A 16,230-nucleotide genomic window follows, 5' to 3' on the forward strand; every position below is an offset into this window, starting at 1 on the left:
ACCATGACTGAGACCGGTTCGACCAAGCCTGCGTTCTACATCACGACCGCTATCGCCTACCCGAACGGTGATCCCCACATCGGCCACGCGTACGAGTACATCTCCACCGATGTCCTCGCTCGGTTCAAGCGGCTCGACGGGTTCGACGTGCGGTTCCTGACGGGAACGGACGAGCACGGTCTGAAGATGGCGCAGACGGCGTCGAAGGAGGGCATCTCCACCGCCGATCTGGCGCGCCGGAACTCGGACGCGTTCCAGGCCATGCAGGAGTCGCTGAAGATCACGTTCGACCGGTTCATCCGCACCACGGACGCCGACCACCTCGAGGCCAGCCGAGACCTGTGGCAGAAGATGACCGACAACGGGGACATCTACCTCGACTCGTACAGCGGGTGGTACTCGGTGCGGGACGAGGCGTACTACGCCGAGGGCGAGACCACGCTGCAGGACGACGGTTCCCGCATCGCGACCGAGTCGGGCACCCCGGTGGAGTGGACGGAGGAGTCGACGTACTTCTTCCGGCTGTCCGCGTACCAGGACAAGCTGCTCGCGCTGTACGAGGAGCGTCCCGAGTTCATTCTCCCGGCGGGTCGCCGCAACGAGGTGGCGAGCTTCGTGAAGTCCGGTCTCAAGGACCTGTCGATCTCACGGTCCACCTTCGACTGGGGTGTCCAGGTTCCCGGCGATCCCGACCACGTCATGTACGTGTGGGTCGACGCGTTGACGAACTACCTCACCGGCGTCGGCTACCCCGACACCGACAGCGAGTCGTTCCGGAAGTTCTGGCCGGCCGACGTCCACATGATCGGCAAGGACATCGTGCGATTCCACGCCGTGTTCTGGCCGGCGTTCCTGATGTCGGCAGGTGTCGAATTGCCGAAACGCGTGTTCGCGCACGGCTTCCTGACCAACAAGGGCGAGAAGATGTCCAAGTCGGTGGGCAACGTCGTCAGCCCGGCGGCCTTGATCGAGGAGTACGGCCTGGACTCGTTGCGCTTCTTCCTCCTGCGCGAGGTGTCGTTCGGACAGGACGGCAGCTACAGCCACGAGGCGATCGTCACCAGGATCAACGCCGATCTGGCCAACGAACTGGGGAACCTGGCTCAGCGGTCCCTGTCCATGGTGGCCAAGAACTGCGATGCGCAGGTGCCGACACCCGGCGAGTTCACCGCCGACGACGAGGCGATGCTCGCTCGCGTCGATGCCCTTCACGCCGTGGTGCGCGGCCACATGGACGCCGTCGAGATGCACCTGGCGCTCGACGCGATCTGGTCGGTACTCGCGGAGACCAACCGCTACTTCTCGTCGCAGGAACCGTGGGTTCTGCGCAAGACGGATCCGGCCCGCATGGCGACGGTGCTGTACGTGACCCTCGAGGTGCTCCGCGTGACCGTCCTGCTGACCCAGCCGTTCATGCCCGACAGCACAGCGAAGCTGCTCGATCTGCTCGGTGTGACGGAACGCGAGTTCGACTCGCTGACAACGCGTCTCACGCCCGGCATCGCGCTGCCCAAGCCTACCGGCGTCTTCCCCCGCTACGTCGAACCGGAGGAGTGAGCGGACCGATCGGCGACCGTCGTACCGACCACGGCGAGCAGGATCACGGCCGTCACGGCCCCACTGACGACGGCCGACCCGGGTACCGCCGTGGCCGCGAGCACGGCGACACCGCCGACCGGCGTCACGACGTTCACCAGCCGTGACGACCGGCGGCGCATCGCCACCATCCAGAACCCCAGCACGAAGACCGCGACCGGAATCGTGATCGCGGCGGAGGACTGACGGTCCGACAGCACTCCGTCACCCTCGATGTGCGCGACAGCCACCTCGATACCCGCGGACACCGCGCCCGCGGCCGCGAACACGAAGTAATGCGTGTAGCCGAAGCTCAGCGAGCGGCCGAGTCTCGCCCCGACCGAATCCTCCTGCGACACCGAGAAGTACAGCCACCACATGCCGGCGACGACGACGAGCGTGGCCATCGCGAGGCCGACGAGTTCGACCGTGTGATCGTGTTCGTTGATGCCGCCGACAATGGCCGTCGCCGAGGCCAGCAACGACTCACCGAGCAGGATGAGGGTGAAGAGACCGTAGCGCTCGGCGATGTGCTCGCCGTGCAGCGGCGTCCGTCCCGCGCGCTCCGCCAGCACCGGGACGGCGAGCTCCGCGGCCACCAGCGCGACGAACCCGAGCACGGCGACGCTGTCGGGAAGCGCGAGTCGGGCGACCCACAACACCTGCACGACGGTGATGCCCACCGCGTATCGCATCGCAGTACCGCGGAACTCGCTGTTGCGCAGCCCCGCCCGTATCCACTGACTCACCATCGCCAGTCGCATCACGACATAGCCGATGGTCACCAGCGTGAAGTCGCAGTCGATCATCGCGTCGGAGACACCGCTGGCCAGGATCAGTACGCCGGCCATCTGCACGATGGTGGTGACGCGGTACAGCCAGTCGTCGGTGTCGAACGACGTGGCGAACCACGTGAAGTTCATCCACGCCCACCAGATGGCGAAGAACACCATCGCGTAGGCACCGATGCCCGACGCGATGTGGTTCTCTTCCAGCAGATGGGCCAGTTCCACGGAGGCGAACGACACCGCGACGACGAAGACCAGGTCGAAGAACAGTTCCAGCGAACTCGCCGCTCGATGTTCCTCGTTCGGGTCCCGCGGAACCATCGGCCGTAGAGCGAGACTCACCCGTCGGCCAACTTCTCGAGCTCCTCGAGTGCGGTGTCGAGATGCGTGAGCATGCGCTGCAGCGACGGCACGCTACGCCGATCTCCGACGAGTCCGAAGTTGACGTTGTCGGCGTTGGTCGCGAGCGTGATGTTGAGCGCCTGCCCGTCCAGCACGATCGATGCCGGGTAGACACCGTCGAGTTTCGCACCTTTCCAGTACATCTCGGTCTTCGGACCGGGCACGTTCGAGATGATCACGTTGAACGGAGGCGGTGTGTTGCGCACGAAGCCCGGCACCGGTGTGAGCAGCAGCGGGGCCATCACGGCCGCGCCGTAGCTGAGCGCCTGCAGTGGAGACAGGGTGCGCATCATCGCCTTCGACTCGTTCATCGACGAGACGACGGCGGCGAGTCGGCGTTCCGGATCGGGTTGGTCGGTACCGAGGTTGCACAGCACGGTGGTGACGGCGTTGCCACCGTCCGCGTCGGCACCGGCCTCGCGCATCGACACCGGCACCATGGCGATCAACGGCTGATCGGGCAGTGCGTTGCGGTCGATGAGATAGGACCGCAGCGCCCCGGAGCACATCGTCAGCACCACGTCGTTCAACGTGACCCCCAGCGCTGCCGCGATGTCCTTCATCCGCGACTTGGACCACTGCTGCGAGGCGAAGCGGCGTGCCCCGCCGATCGGCACGTTGAGCATCGTCCGCGGTGCGGTCAGAGGCAGCACCATCTCGTTGCCGCGCAGCTTGTTCAGACCGATCCGGGCCGCGGCGGGTCCGACCCCGGCGAGCTCACCCGCCGCCTTGACGCCCGTGGACAGCAGCGACAGGACGCCACCGTCGTCGACCCTCGCCACCTCGGTGCTCTTCTTCTTCGGCCGCTCGAACAGCGCCGGGTCCCAGATCGGGCCGCAGTCACGGGCCTCGGGATCGGTGGTCAGGGTGCGCTCGAACAACTTGAGCGCCGAGACACCGTCGACCAGCGAGTGGTGGATCTTGCTGTAGAGCGCGACGCGGCCGTCGGCCAGGCCCTCGATGATGTGCAGCTCCCACATCGGGCGATGCCGATCGAGCGGCGCACTGTGCTCGGCGGAGATGTAGCGCAGCAGCTCGCGGATGCGGCCCGGCCGCGGCAGCATGATGCGCCGGACGTGATGCTCGAAGTCGAGCTCCTCGTCGTAGATCCAGCGCACGGTGCCCATGAAGTTCACCGGCGGAGCCGGCCGCTTGCGGAACAGTTTGTAGACGTCGGTGGCGGCCTGGAACGTCTCGTAGAGCTGCATCCCGAAGTCGTCGCCGGCGTCCTCCGGGGGCACGAACAGCTGCAGTCCCCCGACGTGCATGGGGTGCTCGCGCGTCTCGGCCAGTAGGAACATCGACTCTGTGACCGGCATGAAGGGCATGGGGGCGGACCTCTCTCGAACTGCGGAACCGCGTGGTCACGGTGCGGCTCACCTGCAGGTTCACTGTGCTACCCGGAAGTAACGAACCCACAACTATTGCGACAACGTGGGGTCACGGTGTGACCCCGGCAACAACTATTCCTCGAGAAGTGTTTCGTTTCGGCCCTATCGTGCGATTCCCAGTACGAGCAAGGAAGTGGAGGGCCACCGATGAGCATCGCCTCGGCCGAGATGACCGCACCGTCGTCGCTGACACGCACGTCCGCCAGTCGCCGGGTGCGACGCGCCCTCGGCGTCGGCACCGCCGTGGACCGCCAGGAGTTCGAGGGCGGCAGCATGCAGTCCAAGCTTCTCGCCGCGTACCTGCGCCGCACGGTCCGTCCCTTCCTGGGCGTGTGGGCCCGGACCCACAGCCTGCCGTGGCCCATGTCGATGGTCGACCAGGCCGGCCGACTCCTCCCACCCGTGGGTGACACCACCGTCGCGCCCGTGCGGCTCGACGAGTGCCGGGCCGAGTGGGTCCGCACGGACAGCCCGCGTCGTGTCGGTGCCGACGGCAGGTCCGAGCGACCGACCCGCCGCGCGGACCGCGATCGCGTGATCCTGTATCTCCACGGCGGCGCGTTCGTGGTGTGCGGCCTCAACAGCCACCGCCGGCTCGTCTCGCGCATCGCCCAGTCCACCGGTGCCGACGTGCTGTCGGTCGACTACCGGATGATGCCGCGCAACCCCATCTCGCACGCGGTGGAGGACGGGGTCGACGGCTTCCGCTACCTGCTCGACGCGGGGTACCTGCCCGAACAGATCTTCATCGCCGGTGACTCCGCCGGCGGTTACCTAGCCTTCATGGTGGCGCTCGCCCTGCAGAGCCAGGGTCTGCCGCCCGCGGGCGGCATCATCGCCCTGTCTCCGCTCACCGATCTCGATCCGACGCGGAAAATGTTGCATCCCAACGCGTCCCTGTGCTCGGTCTTCCCCAAGGGCGCCGTGCCGGCGCTCACCGAGCTGGCGGACGAGGTCGAGGCCCGCATCGTCGTGGACGGCAAGCGTGGTCCCCGCGTCTGTCCCGTCGACGCGGACCTGTCCGCCCTCCCGCCGGTCCTGATCCAGGTCGGATCCACCGAGATGGTCTACGCCGACTCGGAACTGATGGCGGAGCGCCTGGCTGACGCCGGAATCGAGTGCCGTCTCCAGGTGTGGCAGGACCAGGTGCACGTGTTCCACGCCGCGGACTTCGTTCCCGAGTCGGCGCGGGCGATCTCGGAGATCGCCGTCTTCGTCGACGAGCAGGTCCGCCGCGGCACAGTTCCCCTGGCCGGCACCGGGACATGATCACGACACCGACCCAAACCGCCCTGTAGGTGTGGACGGTCGGTTACATTCACGCCATGGCTGTCAGCGGAAACAGAGAAGTCGAGATCGAGGCACCACCGGCCGACGTGCTCGCGGTCATCGCGGACCTCGAGGGTCTGCCGGCATGGTCGTCGATCCACAAGAAGGTCTCGGTGCGCGAGCGTGACGATCAGGGTCGTCCCGTCCTCGCCGAGATGACCGTCGCCGTCATGGGATTCACCGACGAGCAGGTGCTGCGCTTCACGTGGTCCGACATGTCGGTGGAATGGGACGTCGTCGAGAGCACCCAGCAGAAGTCTCAGCACGCGGAGTACCGCCTCAGCGAGACCGACAAGGGCACTCACCTCGAGTTCGAGATCACGCTCGACCCGAAGATCCCCGTGCCGGGATTCATCGTCAAGCGCGGGACCAAGTCCGTCCTCGAGACGGCGACCGACGGACTGCGCCAGCAGGTCGTCGGCTGACGTCGCGGCGTCGGCGTCAGCCGCGCGCGGCCAGCACCGCTTCGTAGAGCGCACGCTTGGACACGTCCGCCGCCGTCGTGGTGGCCACCCGTGCGCACGCGTCCTTGAGGCCGAGTCCGGCGGACACGAGATCCTCCACCTCCGCGACGAGGTCGGCGGGATCCGCACTGACGGGCTCGGCTCCGGCCAGGACCACCGTGATCTCGCCGCGCACGCCGTCGGCGGCCCACGCGGCCAACTCCCCCAGCGTCCCTCGCTTCACTTCCTCGTAGGTCTTGGTCAATTCCCGGCACACCGCGGCGCGCCGATCGGGGCCGAGTACCTCGGACGCGTCGGCGAGGCAGTCCGCGATGCGGTGCGGGGCCTCGAAGAACACGACGGCGCGGCTCTCCGTCGTCAGCGTGCGCATCCACGCCTGCCGGGGACCACGCTTGCGAGGGGCGAATCCGTCGAAGCAGAAGCGCTCCACCGGCAACCCCGACAGGGCCAGTGCGGTGGTCACGGCGGACGGCCCCGGCAGGCAGGTCACGCCGATCCCCGCCTCTGCGCACGCGGCCACCAGTCGGTAACCCGGGTCGCTCACGGAGGGCATACCGGCGTCGGTGACCAGCAGGACCCGCCGCCCCTCGCGCATCTCGGCGAGCAGCAGGGGAACCCGATCGACCTCGACCTGGTCGTAGAAACTGACGACGCGACCGGTGATCTGCACCCCGAGTGCCGTGGCCAGGGACTTCGTGCGACGCGTGTCCTCCGCCGCGACGACATCGGCCGTGGCCAGTGCGTCGCGCAGTCGGGGCGACGCGTCTGCGGGGTCCCCCATCGGTGTCGCACCGAGTACCAGCACGCGTCGTCCTCATCTCGCTCGTCGGTCACGACCGCGGTCGCCGTCGGCATCTAGCCTACGATCGAATCGTGACCCTCGTGACCGCGCGTATCCCCACCGGTCGCGACGGTTCCGACGAGTACCTCACCGCGCCGCGCCCCGCTCTCCCGCCCGCAGTATTCGGGCCCACCGACCGCATGCGCGGATGGATCGTCACCGCGGTCCTCACGGTCCTCGCGGCCGTCACCCGCTTCACGATGCTCGGCTATCCGACCGACGCCGGCACCCCGGTGTTCGACGAGAAGCACTACGCCCCGCAGGGCTACCAGGTGCTCACCGGCGGCGGCGTCGAGGACAACCCGGCCTACGGCCTCGTCGTCCACCCGCCCGTCGGCAAGCAGCTGATCGCCGTCGGCGAGGCACTGTTCGGCTACACCGGATGGGGTTGGCGGCTGTCGTCGGCCGTCTTCGGTGTGATCCTCGTTCTCCTCGTCGTCCGCATCGTGCGCCGCATGACGCGCTCGACGCTGCTGGGCGCGATCGCCGGTATCCTCATGATCGTGGACGGCGTCACGTTCGTGACGTCCCGAGTCGGCATGCTCGACATCTTCATGGTGGTGTTCGTCGTCGCCGCGTTCGGCGCTCTGGTCCGCGACCGGGACGACGTCCGGGAGCGGTTGCACCGGGTCGCCGTCGAGGGCCGCATGGAGATGACCACGTGGGGCCCGCGTCTCGGCGTCCGCTGGTGGCGGTTCGGCGGCGGACTCCTGCTCGGTCTGGCGTGCGGAACGAAGTGGTCGGGTATCTACTTCGTCGCGTTCTTCGGACTGCTCAGCGTCGCCTTCGACGTCGCGGCGCGTCGCCAGTACGGGGTCACCCGGCCGTGGGTCGGCACCGCCGTGCGCGACGTCGGACCCGCGCTGTACGCGCTGGTGGCGATTCCGCTCGTCGTCTATCTGGCCACCTACGCCGGCTGGTTCGCGAGTGAGACCGGCGTCGACCGGAACGCCGTGGGCACCGACATCGGGACGGGCGGACCGTTCTCGTTCGTGCCCGCCGCTCTGCGCTCGCTCTGGTATTACAGCGGCAACGTCCTCGACTTCCACGCCGGACTGACCAACTCGGCCGGTAACCGCCACCCGTGGGAGTCCAAGCCGTGGACGTGGCCGATGGGTCTGCGGCCGATGCTCTACTACTTCGCCGACGGGCAGCAGATCACCGGTTGTTCGACGGGCGGCAACTGCGTCAAGGCCGTCATGCTCATCGGCACGCCTGCTCTGTGGTGGGTCGCGTTCCCGATGCTCGGCTGGGCGCTGTGGAGCACCGTGGCCCGCCGCGACTGGCGCTACGCCGCCGTGCTCGTCGGCTACGGCGCCGGCATCCTGCCGTGGTTCCTCACCCTCGACCGTCAGATGTACTTCTTCTACGCCGCGGCGCTCGCGCCCTTCCTCGTCATGGGCGTCACCCTGGTCCTCGGCGACATCCTCGGGCGAGGACTCCGCGGTGGACAGGGTCGCGGTGGGCAGGGTCGCGAGCGCCGCACGCTCGGTCTGCTGCTGGTCTCGCTGTACGTCGCCGTGGTGATCGCCAACTTCGTGTGGCTCTGGCCGATCCTCACGGGTCTGCCCATCAGTCAGGAGACGTGGCAGCAGCAGCTCTGGTTGCCGAGCTGGCGCTGACCGCTCAGAGCTCGGTGCGCCCGGCCTTCGTCAGCCGGAGACGTCGACGACGTTGCGTGAGCACCAGTGGATCGTGCGACAGGTCGCGGTAGAGCGACACCGACAGCCCGATCATGACCAGCACGAACGGTGCCGCGGCGATGATTGTCATGGTCTGCAAGCCGTTGAGCGCGTCCGCGCCGCCCGTCCACAGGATGATCGCGGCGGTGCCACCGGTGATGGCTCCCCAGAACACGACGACCCAGCGGCTGGGCTCGAGGGTTCCGCGCTGACTGAGGGTGCCCATGACCATGGACGCCGCGTCGGCACCGGAGACGAAGAAGACGGCCACGAGAATCATCACGACGACCGTGGACAGTCCGAAGAGCGGCAGGTTCTCGAGCATGCCGAACAGCTGGGACTCGCTGCTGCCGCGCGCGGCCAGGTCGATGCCGTCGCGCTGTTCGCCGATACCTGCTCCGCCGAAGATCGAGAACCACACCAGGCTCACGGCACTCGGGATCACGATGACACCGATGATGAACTCACGAACGGTGCGGCCACGGCTGATGCGGGCGAGGAACATGCCGACGAAGGGGGTCCAGGAGACCCACCAGGCCCAGTAGAAGATCGTCCACGACGACAGCCACGACGCGGTCTCCGGATCGGACGACGCCGCCGAGCGAGCCGACATGTGGAACAGCTGGCTCGCGTAGTCGCCGATGGTGGTGGGAATCAGGTTGAGGATCAACACCGTCGGGCCCAGCACGAACACGAAGAGTGCGAGGACGAGTGCCAGCACCATGTTGATGTTGGACAGCCACTGGATGCCCTTGGCGACCCCGGAGACCGCGGACGCGACGAAGGCGAGGGTCAACAGCGCGACGATGGCGACGAGCAGGAGCGTGCCGGCCTCACCGAGCCAGCCGATGACCTCGACACCCGAACCGATCTGCAGCGCACCGAGTCCGAGGGAGGCGGCGGTACCGAACAGCGTCGCGAAGATGGCGAGGATGTCGATGACCTTGCCGATCGGGCCCTCGGCGCGGCGACCGAGGAGCGGGAGGAAGGCGGAGCTGATGAGCTGACGACGGCCGCGGCGGTAGGTGCTGTACGCGACGGCGAGACCCATGACGGCGTAGATGGACCACGGATGCAGGCTCCAGTGGAACATCGTGGTGGCCATGGCCGTTCCGACACTGCTGTCGGTGCCGGGCGGCGGCGTGACGAAGTGCGTCAGCGGCTCGGAGACGCCGTAGAACATCAACCCGATGCCCATGCCGGCGCTGAACATCATGGCGATCCAGCTGACGGTCTTGAACTCCGGCTTCTCCCCGTCCTTGCCGAGCGGGATACGTCCGTACTTCGACATCGCCAGGTAGATGCAGAAGAGCACGAAACCGGTGGCGGAGATGATGAACAGCCAGCCCATGTTGGTGACGAGCCAGTCCAGCATCGAGGACGTCACGTTCTCGAGGCTCGTCGGTCCGGCCAGTCCCCAGACGATGATGCCCGTGACGACGGCTGCCGCGACGCCGAACACCACGGGGTCGAGGGTGGCGCGCCGCGGCGCCGGTTCCTGCGACCCGGGGTCCTGCGCATCGGGGTGCGCGGAGGTGGGCAGCACGGCAGATGCCGCGGACGAGAGAACGTCCGCGGCATCATCGCGTGGGGTGTCAGCCGGTCCTGTGTCCGTGTCCATACGCGATGTCATGAGACGTCACGTTGCTCGCCTCGACGCCCCGGTGCAAGTTCACAGACTGTTTTTGCAGGTCAGGACGATACGCGTGCACGTGACTTCGGACGGCGGAATGCGCGGTCGACACTGTACGTGCCCGAGCCGACTGCCGCGAGGAGAAGCGCTCCGGCGCCGAGTGCGACGACCAGTTCCCAGCCGCCCTCGCCGACGAACACGCCCTTGTCGAGGTGCACGAAGACGAGCGCGCCGACCATGTCGACGACCAGCAGCAGAGCCGCGACGGACGTCAGCACGCCCAGGATCAGAGCGGCTCCACCGATGAGCTCGACGAAGGTGGCGAAGTACGCCGACACCTGCGGGGCCGGAATGCCCATGCCCTCGAAGCCGGCGGTGGTGGCATCGAGCCCGTTGGTACGCAGTTTCTGCCACCCGTGGGCGACGAACACGACGCCCAGGGCGATGCGCGCGACGAGTGCGGCGATGTCTCGAACGACGACAGGTGTCTTCACAGTGATCCTCTGATGGGTCGGGGTGGATTCGGGATCACGATGACACACTTTAGGTTGAAGCGTCAACCTAAGTGGTGTCAGGAGTCCGCGAGCGCCGTCCGCACGTAGCGCAGAGCCACCTCGTCGTCGATGCCGGCGCGACGCGCCGCGCGGACGTACTCCGTGGCCGCGAGTTGCACTGCCCCGGCCGAAGGATCGCCGCCGGCCGCCACGAAGGTGCCCGACCGCCCCCGGGTCTCGATCACGCCGTCCTTCTCGAGTTCGCGGTACGCCTTCGCCACCGTGTTGGGAGCGAGGTCCAGCGTCGCCGCGAGAGCTCGCACCGTCGGCAGTTTCGATCCCGCGATGAGTTGCCCCGACCGCACCGCGGCCACGATCTGCGACCGCACCTGGTCGAACGGCGCCGTCCCCGACGCACCGTCGATCGTGAACCTCATCGGTCCCACTCCCGCCATACTTGCTCCATGTCCGTCACGATCTATCACAACCCCCGGTGCTCGACGTCCCGCAACGTACTCGCGGCCATCCGCGACGCGGGGGTGGAGCCGACCATCGTGCCCTACCTGACCACCCCGCCGGACGAGGCGACGTTGCGAGCCCTCATCTCCGATGCCGGCCTCACCCCGCGCACCGCGGTGCGCAAGCGCGAGACACTGTACAAGGAACTCGATCTCGCGAATGCCGACGACGAGACGGTCCTGCGCGCCATGCTGACGCATCCGGTACTCATCGAGCGGCCCTTCGTGGTCGGCGAGAAGGGCACCGTCCTGGCGCGCCCGGCGGCCACGGTGAGCACGGTCCTCTGACCGGCCGGACAACAGCGGGAAGGCCGGAGGCCGGCCGGACATCAGCGGGAAGGCCGGAGGCCGGCCGGAGGTCAGCGGAAAGGCCGGAGGCCGGCCGGACATCAGACGGGATCGCGGGCGACGGGGCAGGACATGCAGCGGGGTCCGCCGCGGCCCGACCCCAGTTCCGATCCCGAGATGCGCAGCACCTCGATGCCCGACGCCTCGAGGCGCGCGTTGGTCTCGACGTTGCGTTCGTACGCGACGACGACGCCGGGAGCCAGTGCGAGCGTGTTGTTCCCGTCGTCCCACTGCTCACGTTCGGCGGTGACGTTGTCGAGTCCGGTGTCGATGACCCGCAGTTTGCCGATACCCATGGCGTCGGCCGCGGCGTCGAGGAACGGGCCCGCGCCGGTGATGGTCACACCGGTGTCCTCGCGGCGAATCGTGAACGCGGACAGCGTGTCCTGGATGATCGGGTACATCACCACCGCGTCGGTGTCGACCATCGTGCACACGGTGTCCAGGTGCATCGACGCCCGTTCCTGCGCGATGGGCACCACGAGCACGGTGTGCGCGAGGTCGTCGTCGAAGAGGCTGCGCGCGAGCGCTTCGGCACCGGCGGGCGTGGTGCGTTCACCGACTCCCACGGCGACGACGCCGGGCGCCATCAGCAGCACGTCGCCGCCCTCCACCGGCGCGGTGTGCGACTCGTAGGCCCGGCGCACACCGAGGAATCGTGGATGGAAGGCGTAGATCAGATCCGTCAGCGACGTCTCCCGAGCGCGGGCCCGCAGCGCCAGCGACGTGATCGCGACGCGTTGCTGGATCCAGAACGACGAGTCGCGGGTGAACAGCAGGTTCGGGAGCGGCTCGATGACGAAGTCGCCGCCGTGGTGCATGCGCCGGACCAGCGAGACACCCGAGTCGTCCGCTACCGGCAGTTCGTCGAAGGTCATGCCCGCCATCAGCACGGTCGCCAGTTCGGGTGCGGGCAGGCCGCGGAGGTAGGTCGCCAGATCCCGGGCGAGCACGTGTCCGAGCCGGCGGGGTTCCACCGCAGCGGCGACCCCCTGCACGCGTGCGGCACCGCTGAGGGCCAGGGTCTCGGTCAGCAGATCACCGAGCAGGAGGACCTCGACACCGCGTCCTCGCAGCAGGTCGGCGAAGGCGTCGTGCTCGTCGCGAGCGCGGTCCACCCACGGCAGCCCGTCGAACAGCAGCTGATCGTTGTTGCGGGGGGTGAGTCGGCGCAGCTCGTCGCCAGGGCGGTGCAGCATGACCGTCCGGAGCGTTCCCACCTCGGAATCCGCTCCCAGCGGAGCCGTCGCGTCCATGCCAGAACGGTAGTGCGTGAGCGCCGACTCGGCACGCGCTCCGCCGCGACACGCGCGTGAGGTCAGCGCAGCAGTCGGGAGAAGTAGTCGTTGGCCGCCTGCATGGTCATCTCGTAGGGGCGCGCGAACTTGCGCGACACCCAGTACCCCACCCGGATGTCGTTGCTCGAGTAGACGAGGAAGTGCCGCTTCGCCATCCCGGTCAAGATCTTCTCCGCGACCACCTCGGGCGACACGGCGTGGGCCTCGAAGCGTGCGGTCAGCTTCGTCACGCGTGGGTCGTCGCGATCCACGCCGGCGATGTCCACCGTCTCGACGAGCGGTGTCCGCACCGCCCCGGGGACCACGAGCGAGACGTCGATGCCGTGCCGGGCGAGGTCGTAGCGCAACACCTCGGACATGCCGCGCACGCCGAACTTGCTGGCGCTGTACGCCGCGTGCCACGGATACGCGAGCAGGCCGGCCGACGACGACACGTTGACCAGGTACCCACCGCGACCCGCCGCGATCATCGGGGGAACGAAGCACTGGGTGACGTGGATCGGGCCCATCAGGTTGATGTCGATCAGCGCCTTCCACGTCTCGTGGGCCATGTTCTCGACGGTGCCCCACGCGGAGATCCCGGCCACGTTCATGACGACGTCGACGCTCCCCACCTCGGCGTGCACGGCGTCCGCGAACGAGGCGACGGCGTCGTGATCGGAGACGTCGAGCGCACGCGAGGCGACGACGCTGCCGCCGTTCTCGGCGATGGTGGCGGCCGTGGCGGCCAGTCCCGCCTCCGCGATGTCCGTGACGACCAGCCGCGCCCCACGCCGCGCGGCCTCGATCGCCGTGGCGCGACCGATGCCGCTGGCGGCGCCGGTGACCAGCACGATCGCCCCGCACAGGTCGGTCCACGACCGTCGCGGACGTCTCCCTCTCAGCCTGCTCTGCACCATCGCGTCGCACTCCCCCCTCGCCGGCCTGCTGTGGTGCCCGACACTACCGGTCGAGTGTGCGCGCTCCGACTTGTCAGAGGCCCGACGACCGGCGCAGAATCTGCCACCATGGCGTTGATCTCGAAGGGCTTCGTGGGCCGCCGGCGCGGCGACGACGGCCGGACTCCCCCCGGCCAGTACCTGACCAACGATTTCCCGGTTCTCGCCATCGGGCCCGCGCCCGTGGTCGCGACCGACACGTGGTCGTTCTCCATCACGTCCGAGACCGGTGAGACCCGGACCTGGACGTGGGACGAGGTGGCCGCGCTGCCGCACGAGACCCCGACGGTCGACATCCACTGCGTCACCAAGTGGTCGAAGCTCGACACCAACTGGAACGGCGTGAGTCTCGACGTGCTGCTGGACGGTCTCGACACCGAGGCGGGGTACGTCGTCGTGCACGGCTTCGACGGATACACCACCAATCTGCCCCTCGAGGACCTGCGAGACGGGAAGGCCTGGCTGGTCACCGAGTTCGACGGAGAGCCGCTCGCACGCGAACACGGCGGTCCCGCACGGCTTCTCGTGCCGCACCTGTATTTCTGGAAGTCGGCGAAGTGGGTCTCGCGCATCGAACTCACCGAGGAGAACGAACAGGGATTCTGGGAGCGCGGCGGCTATCACGACTACGGCGACCCGTGGCGCGAGCAGCGATACCAGGGCGACTGACGTGACCACCGGAGCCACCGCCGGGGTCGGGGCCCGGCCCTGGCTCGTCGCGAGGGTGCTCGAGGTGCGGCGCGAGACACCGACCGCCTCGACGCTGGTGCTCGACGTCGACGGCTGGCCGGGACATCTCGCCGGACAGCACGTCGACGTGAAGCTGACCGCCGAGGACGGGTACAGCGCGCAGCGCAGCTACTCCCTCGCCTCCGCACCGGACGGCACGTCGCGCATCGAGATCGCCGTGCAGAACGTCTCCGACGGCGAGGTGTCCCCCTACCTCGTCGGCGCCGTCGAGGTGGGCGACCGGTTCGAGATCCGCGGACCCGTCGGCCGGTGGTTCGTCTGGCGGCCGTCGGCACCCACCGAGACCCCGTCACCGCCTGTCCTGCTGGTGGGCGGCGGCTCGGGCATCGTTCCGCTCCGCGCGATGGTCCGCGCGCAGGCCGCGGCGGGATCGAGCGGCGGCCGGGTGCCGTTCCGCGTGCTCTACTCGGTCCGTGAACCGGCGGAGGTGTACTTCGCCGACGAGTGGGCGCATCCGCCCGCGGGAGTCGACGTCACCACGCTCTACACGCGGCGCGCTCCCACCGGGTCCCGCAGGCCGCTCGGCCGCATCACGATCGAGGATCTCGACGCGCACGGGTGGCCCGCCGAGTTCGAGCCGCGGTGCTATATCTGCGGGCCCACGAGCTTCGTCGACACGGTCGCGGACATGCTGGTCGAGCGAGGACATGCACCGGCGAACATTCGCACGGAGCGCTTCGGCCCCAGCTGACAACCGTCCCCGCCCGGCCGAGTTCAGAGGCGGGTGGTCATCTCGTCCTGGTAGTCGCGGACAGTGCGTTCGATGCGTGCGGCATCGTCGGCGTCACCGCGTTTCCGAGCGTCGTCCGCGCGTGACTGCAGCACGCGGATGGCCTTGCGCAGCTCGTTGTCGGACATGCGGCGGTCGGTGCGCTCGCGCGTGGCGATGTCTTCCATGAGTCTCTCCCGACGTCACTCGTGCGGTCGACACACGATGCCGTGTGTCTCACATCACAGTGTGCGCCGGGAGAGCGCCGAACGCTAGTGATTGCTGGAGACGCCGGTGTCGCTGGTGGCGTCGGCACCCGAGCGATCGCGTACGAAGCTGGAGAGGCTTCGCGAGGCGAACTCGCGGAAGTACGGGAGCTTCGCCGGAGGCACGAGCGAGGGCAGGATGGTGTGCCAGACCTGCTCCATGCGCACGGCGGCACCGTCGAGGCGCGCAGTGCCCTCGGCGACCATCAGCACGCCACTGAGCATCTCCGAGACCAGGCAGGACGCGGTCTCGGCGTCCAGCGAGTCGATGACGTCACCGTGCTCGATGGCACGCTCGAAGAGGTGCGAGAAGATGTTCTGCCACGTCCCGAAGACGCTCCCCCGCGTGGGGTCCGGTGCGTCCACCTCGAGCTGCAGGCGGTACATGATGCGCACCAGGTTGTCGGTATTGGCAAGGTCGAGAACGGAATACGTGATCCCGATGACGGATTCCAGTGCGGGAGAACGGCTGTCGACCATTCCGGTGCAGGCGGCCGCGACACGCTCACGACCCTCGTCGACGAGCGCGCGCGCCAGCTCTTCCTTGGAGGCGAAGTGGAAGTACAGCGCGCCCTTGGTCACACCCGACTCCGCCGAGACCTGGCTCAGGGTCGCCGTGGCGTGGCCGACCCGCAGGAACAGATCGGCGGCAGCCCGCAGGGCCGCGGACCGCGTTGCCTCTGCACGTAATTGCCTGACCATTGTTACTCCCCACTAGTCACGCGCGTTCGGACCGGTGCTCCGAACCGCCGGTGTGAATCCCGTGTCACACCTTTCTACTGCGCGTGATCATGATAGGCACAG

Annotated in this window: 17 protein-coding genes; 7 read left to right on the forward strand and 10 right to left on the reverse strand. The window is 68.2% G+C overall.

The features are described from left to right. Nucleotides 1-3: 3 nt before the first annotated feature. Nucleotides 4-1,557 carry a methionine--tRNA ligase gene (metG, locus tag OHB23_RS19305; RefSeq protein WP_328810193.1) on the forward strand — a complete coding sequence of 518 codons (1,554 nt, stop codon included), beginning with the start codon at nucleotides 4-6 and terminating at the stop codon, nucleotides 1,555-1,557. Here the strand turns inward: metG and OHB23_RS19310 are convergent. Both OHB23_RS19310 and OHB23_RS19315 read right to left on the reverse strand, forming a co-directional pair. Beyond that, nucleotides 1,536-2,705, reverse strand: coding sequence for a low temperature requirement protein A (locus tag OHB23_RS19310; RefSeq protein ID WP_328810194.1), 1,170 nt, complete (start codon nucleotides 2,703-2,705; stop codon nucleotides 1,536-1,538). The two genes, metG and OHB23_RS19310, sit on opposite strands and share 22 nt — an antisense overlap. Beyond that, nucleotides 2,702-4,093 carry a WS/DGAT/MGAT family O-acyltransferase gene (locus OHB23_RS19315; RefSeq protein ID WP_328810195.1) on the reverse strand — a complete coding sequence of 464 codons (1,392 nt, stop codon included), beginning with the start codon at nucleotides 4,091-4,093 and terminating at the stop codon, nucleotides 2,702-2,704. The genes OHB23_RS19310 and OHB23_RS19315 overlap by 4 nt, the downstream gene beginning before the upstream one ends. A gap of 336 nt (nucleotides 4,094-4,429) precedes the next feature. On the opposite strand from OHB23_RS19315, the gene OHB23_RS19320 reads away from it, so the two are divergent. After that, nucleotides 4,430-5,425, forward strand: coding sequence for an alpha/beta hydrolase (locus OHB23_RS19320; RefSeq protein ID WP_155956926.1), 996 nt, complete (start codon nucleotides 4,430-4,432; stop codon nucleotides 5,423-5,425). Between the two features lie 56 nt (nucleotides 5,426-5,481). Continuing rightward, complete coding sequence (locus OHB23_RS19325) at nucleotides 5,482-5,910, forward strand: SRPBCC family protein (RefSeq protein ID WP_307109155.1); 429 nt, start codon at nucleotides 5,482-5,484, stop codon at nucleotides 5,908-5,910. 16 nt (nucleotides 5,911-5,926) lie between these two features. Here OHB23_RS19325 and rsmI read toward each other — a convergent pair whose 3' ends face one another. Further along, a complete protein-coding gene (rsmI, locus tag OHB23_RS19330; RefSeq protein WP_027504096.1) occupies nucleotides 5,927-6,754 on the reverse strand; it encodes a 16S rRNA (cytidine(1402)-2'-O)-methyltransferase in 828 nt (275 codons plus the stop codon). 176 nt (nucleotides 6,755-6,930) lie between these two features. Between rsmI and OHB23_RS19335 the strand changes: the two genes are divergently transcribed. Continuing rightward, nucleotides 6,931-8,412: a dolichyl-phosphate-mannose--protein mannosyltransferase gene (locus OHB23_RS19335; protein WP_081821102.1), complete on the forward strand. Its 1,482-nt coding sequence runs from the start codon at nucleotides 6,931-6,933 to the stop codon at nucleotides 8,410-8,412. Nucleotides 8,413-8,416: 4 nt separating this feature from the next. On the opposite strand, the gene OHB23_RS19340 is transcribed toward OHB23_RS19335, so the two are convergent. The 3 genes from OHB23_RS19340 to OHB23_RS19350 all read right to left on the reverse strand — a co-directional run bounded on the left by OHB23_RS19340 (nucleotide 8,417) and on the right by OHB23_RS19350 (nucleotide 11,036). Next, nucleotides 8,417-10,105 carry a BCCT family transporter gene (locus OHB23_RS19340; protein ID WP_442972995.1) on the reverse strand — a complete coding sequence of 563 codons (1,689 nt, stop codon included), beginning with the start codon at nucleotides 10,103-10,105 and terminating at the stop codon, nucleotides 8,417-8,419. Between the two features lie 59 nt (nucleotides 10,106-10,164). Then, nucleotides 10,165-10,599, reverse strand: a complete 435-nt coding sequence (locus tag OHB23_RS19345; protein WP_027504098.1) for a DoxX family protein — start codon at nucleotides 10,597-10,599, stop codon at nucleotides 10,165-10,167. A 77-nt stretch (nucleotides 10,600-10,676) separates the two neighbouring features. Next, entirely contained in the window at nucleotides 10,677-11,036 is a 360-nt protein-coding gene (locus OHB23_RS19350) for a GntR family transcriptional regulator (RefSeq protein ID WP_222627638.1), read from the reverse strand. Nucleotides 11,037-11,063: 27 nt separating this feature from the next. Between OHB23_RS19350 and arsC the strand changes: the two genes are divergently transcribed. Then, a complete protein-coding gene (arsC, locus tag OHB23_RS19355) occupies nucleotides 11,064-11,405 on the forward strand; it encodes an arsenate reductase (glutaredoxin) (RefSeq protein WP_027504100.1) in 342 nt (113 codons plus the stop codon). Between the two features lie 101 nt (nucleotides 11,406-11,506). On the opposite strand, the gene arcA is transcribed toward arsC, so the two are convergent. After that, nucleotides 11,507-12,721: an arginine deiminase gene (gene arcA, locus OHB23_RS19360; protein WP_027504489.1), complete on the reverse strand. Its 1,215-nt coding sequence runs from the start codon at nucleotides 12,719-12,721 to the stop codon at nucleotides 11,507-11,509. A gap of 62 nt (nucleotides 12,722-12,783) precedes the next feature. Beyond that, nucleotides 12,784-13,662: an SDR family oxidoreductase gene (locus tag OHB23_RS19365; protein WP_328810196.1), complete on the reverse strand. Its 879-nt coding sequence runs from the start codon at nucleotides 13,660-13,662 to the stop codon at nucleotides 12,784-12,786. 108 nt (nucleotides 13,663-13,770) lie between these two features. Between OHB23_RS19365 and OHB23_RS19370 the strand changes: the two genes are divergently transcribed. Then, nucleotides 13,771-14,370: a sulfite oxidase-like oxidoreductase gene (locus OHB23_RS19370; protein WP_056447072.1), complete on the forward strand. Its 600-nt coding sequence runs from the start codon at nucleotides 13,771-13,773 to the stop codon at nucleotides 14,368-14,370. A gap of 1 nt (nucleotide 14,371) precedes the next feature. Beyond that, nucleotides 14,372-15,142: a ferredoxin reductase gene (locus OHB23_RS19375; RefSeq protein WP_056447069.1), complete on the forward strand. Its 771-nt coding sequence runs from the start codon at nucleotides 14,372-14,374 to the stop codon at nucleotides 15,140-15,142. 23 nt (nucleotides 15,143-15,165) lie between these two features. On the opposite strand, the gene OHB23_RS19380 is transcribed toward OHB23_RS19375, so the two are convergent. Both OHB23_RS19380 and OHB23_RS19385 read right to left on the reverse strand, forming a co-directional pair. Beyond that, entirely contained in the window at nucleotides 15,166-15,348 is a 183-nt protein-coding gene (locus OHB23_RS19380) for a hypothetical protein (protein WP_056447066.1), read from the reverse strand. An 84-nt stretch (nucleotides 15,349-15,432) separates the two neighbouring features. Continuing rightward, nucleotides 15,433-16,128, reverse strand: coding sequence for a TetR/AcrR family transcriptional regulator (locus OHB23_RS19385; protein ID WP_051612955.1), 696 nt, complete (start codon nucleotides 16,126-16,128; stop codon nucleotides 15,433-15,435). Between the last annotated feature and the right edge of the window lie 102 nt (nucleotides 16,129-16,230).

The organism is Rhodococcus sp. NBC_00294 (assembly GCF_036163995.1).
Classification (GTDB): Bacteria; Actinomycetota; Actinomycetes; order Mycobacteriales; family Mycobacteriaceae; genus Rhodococcoides.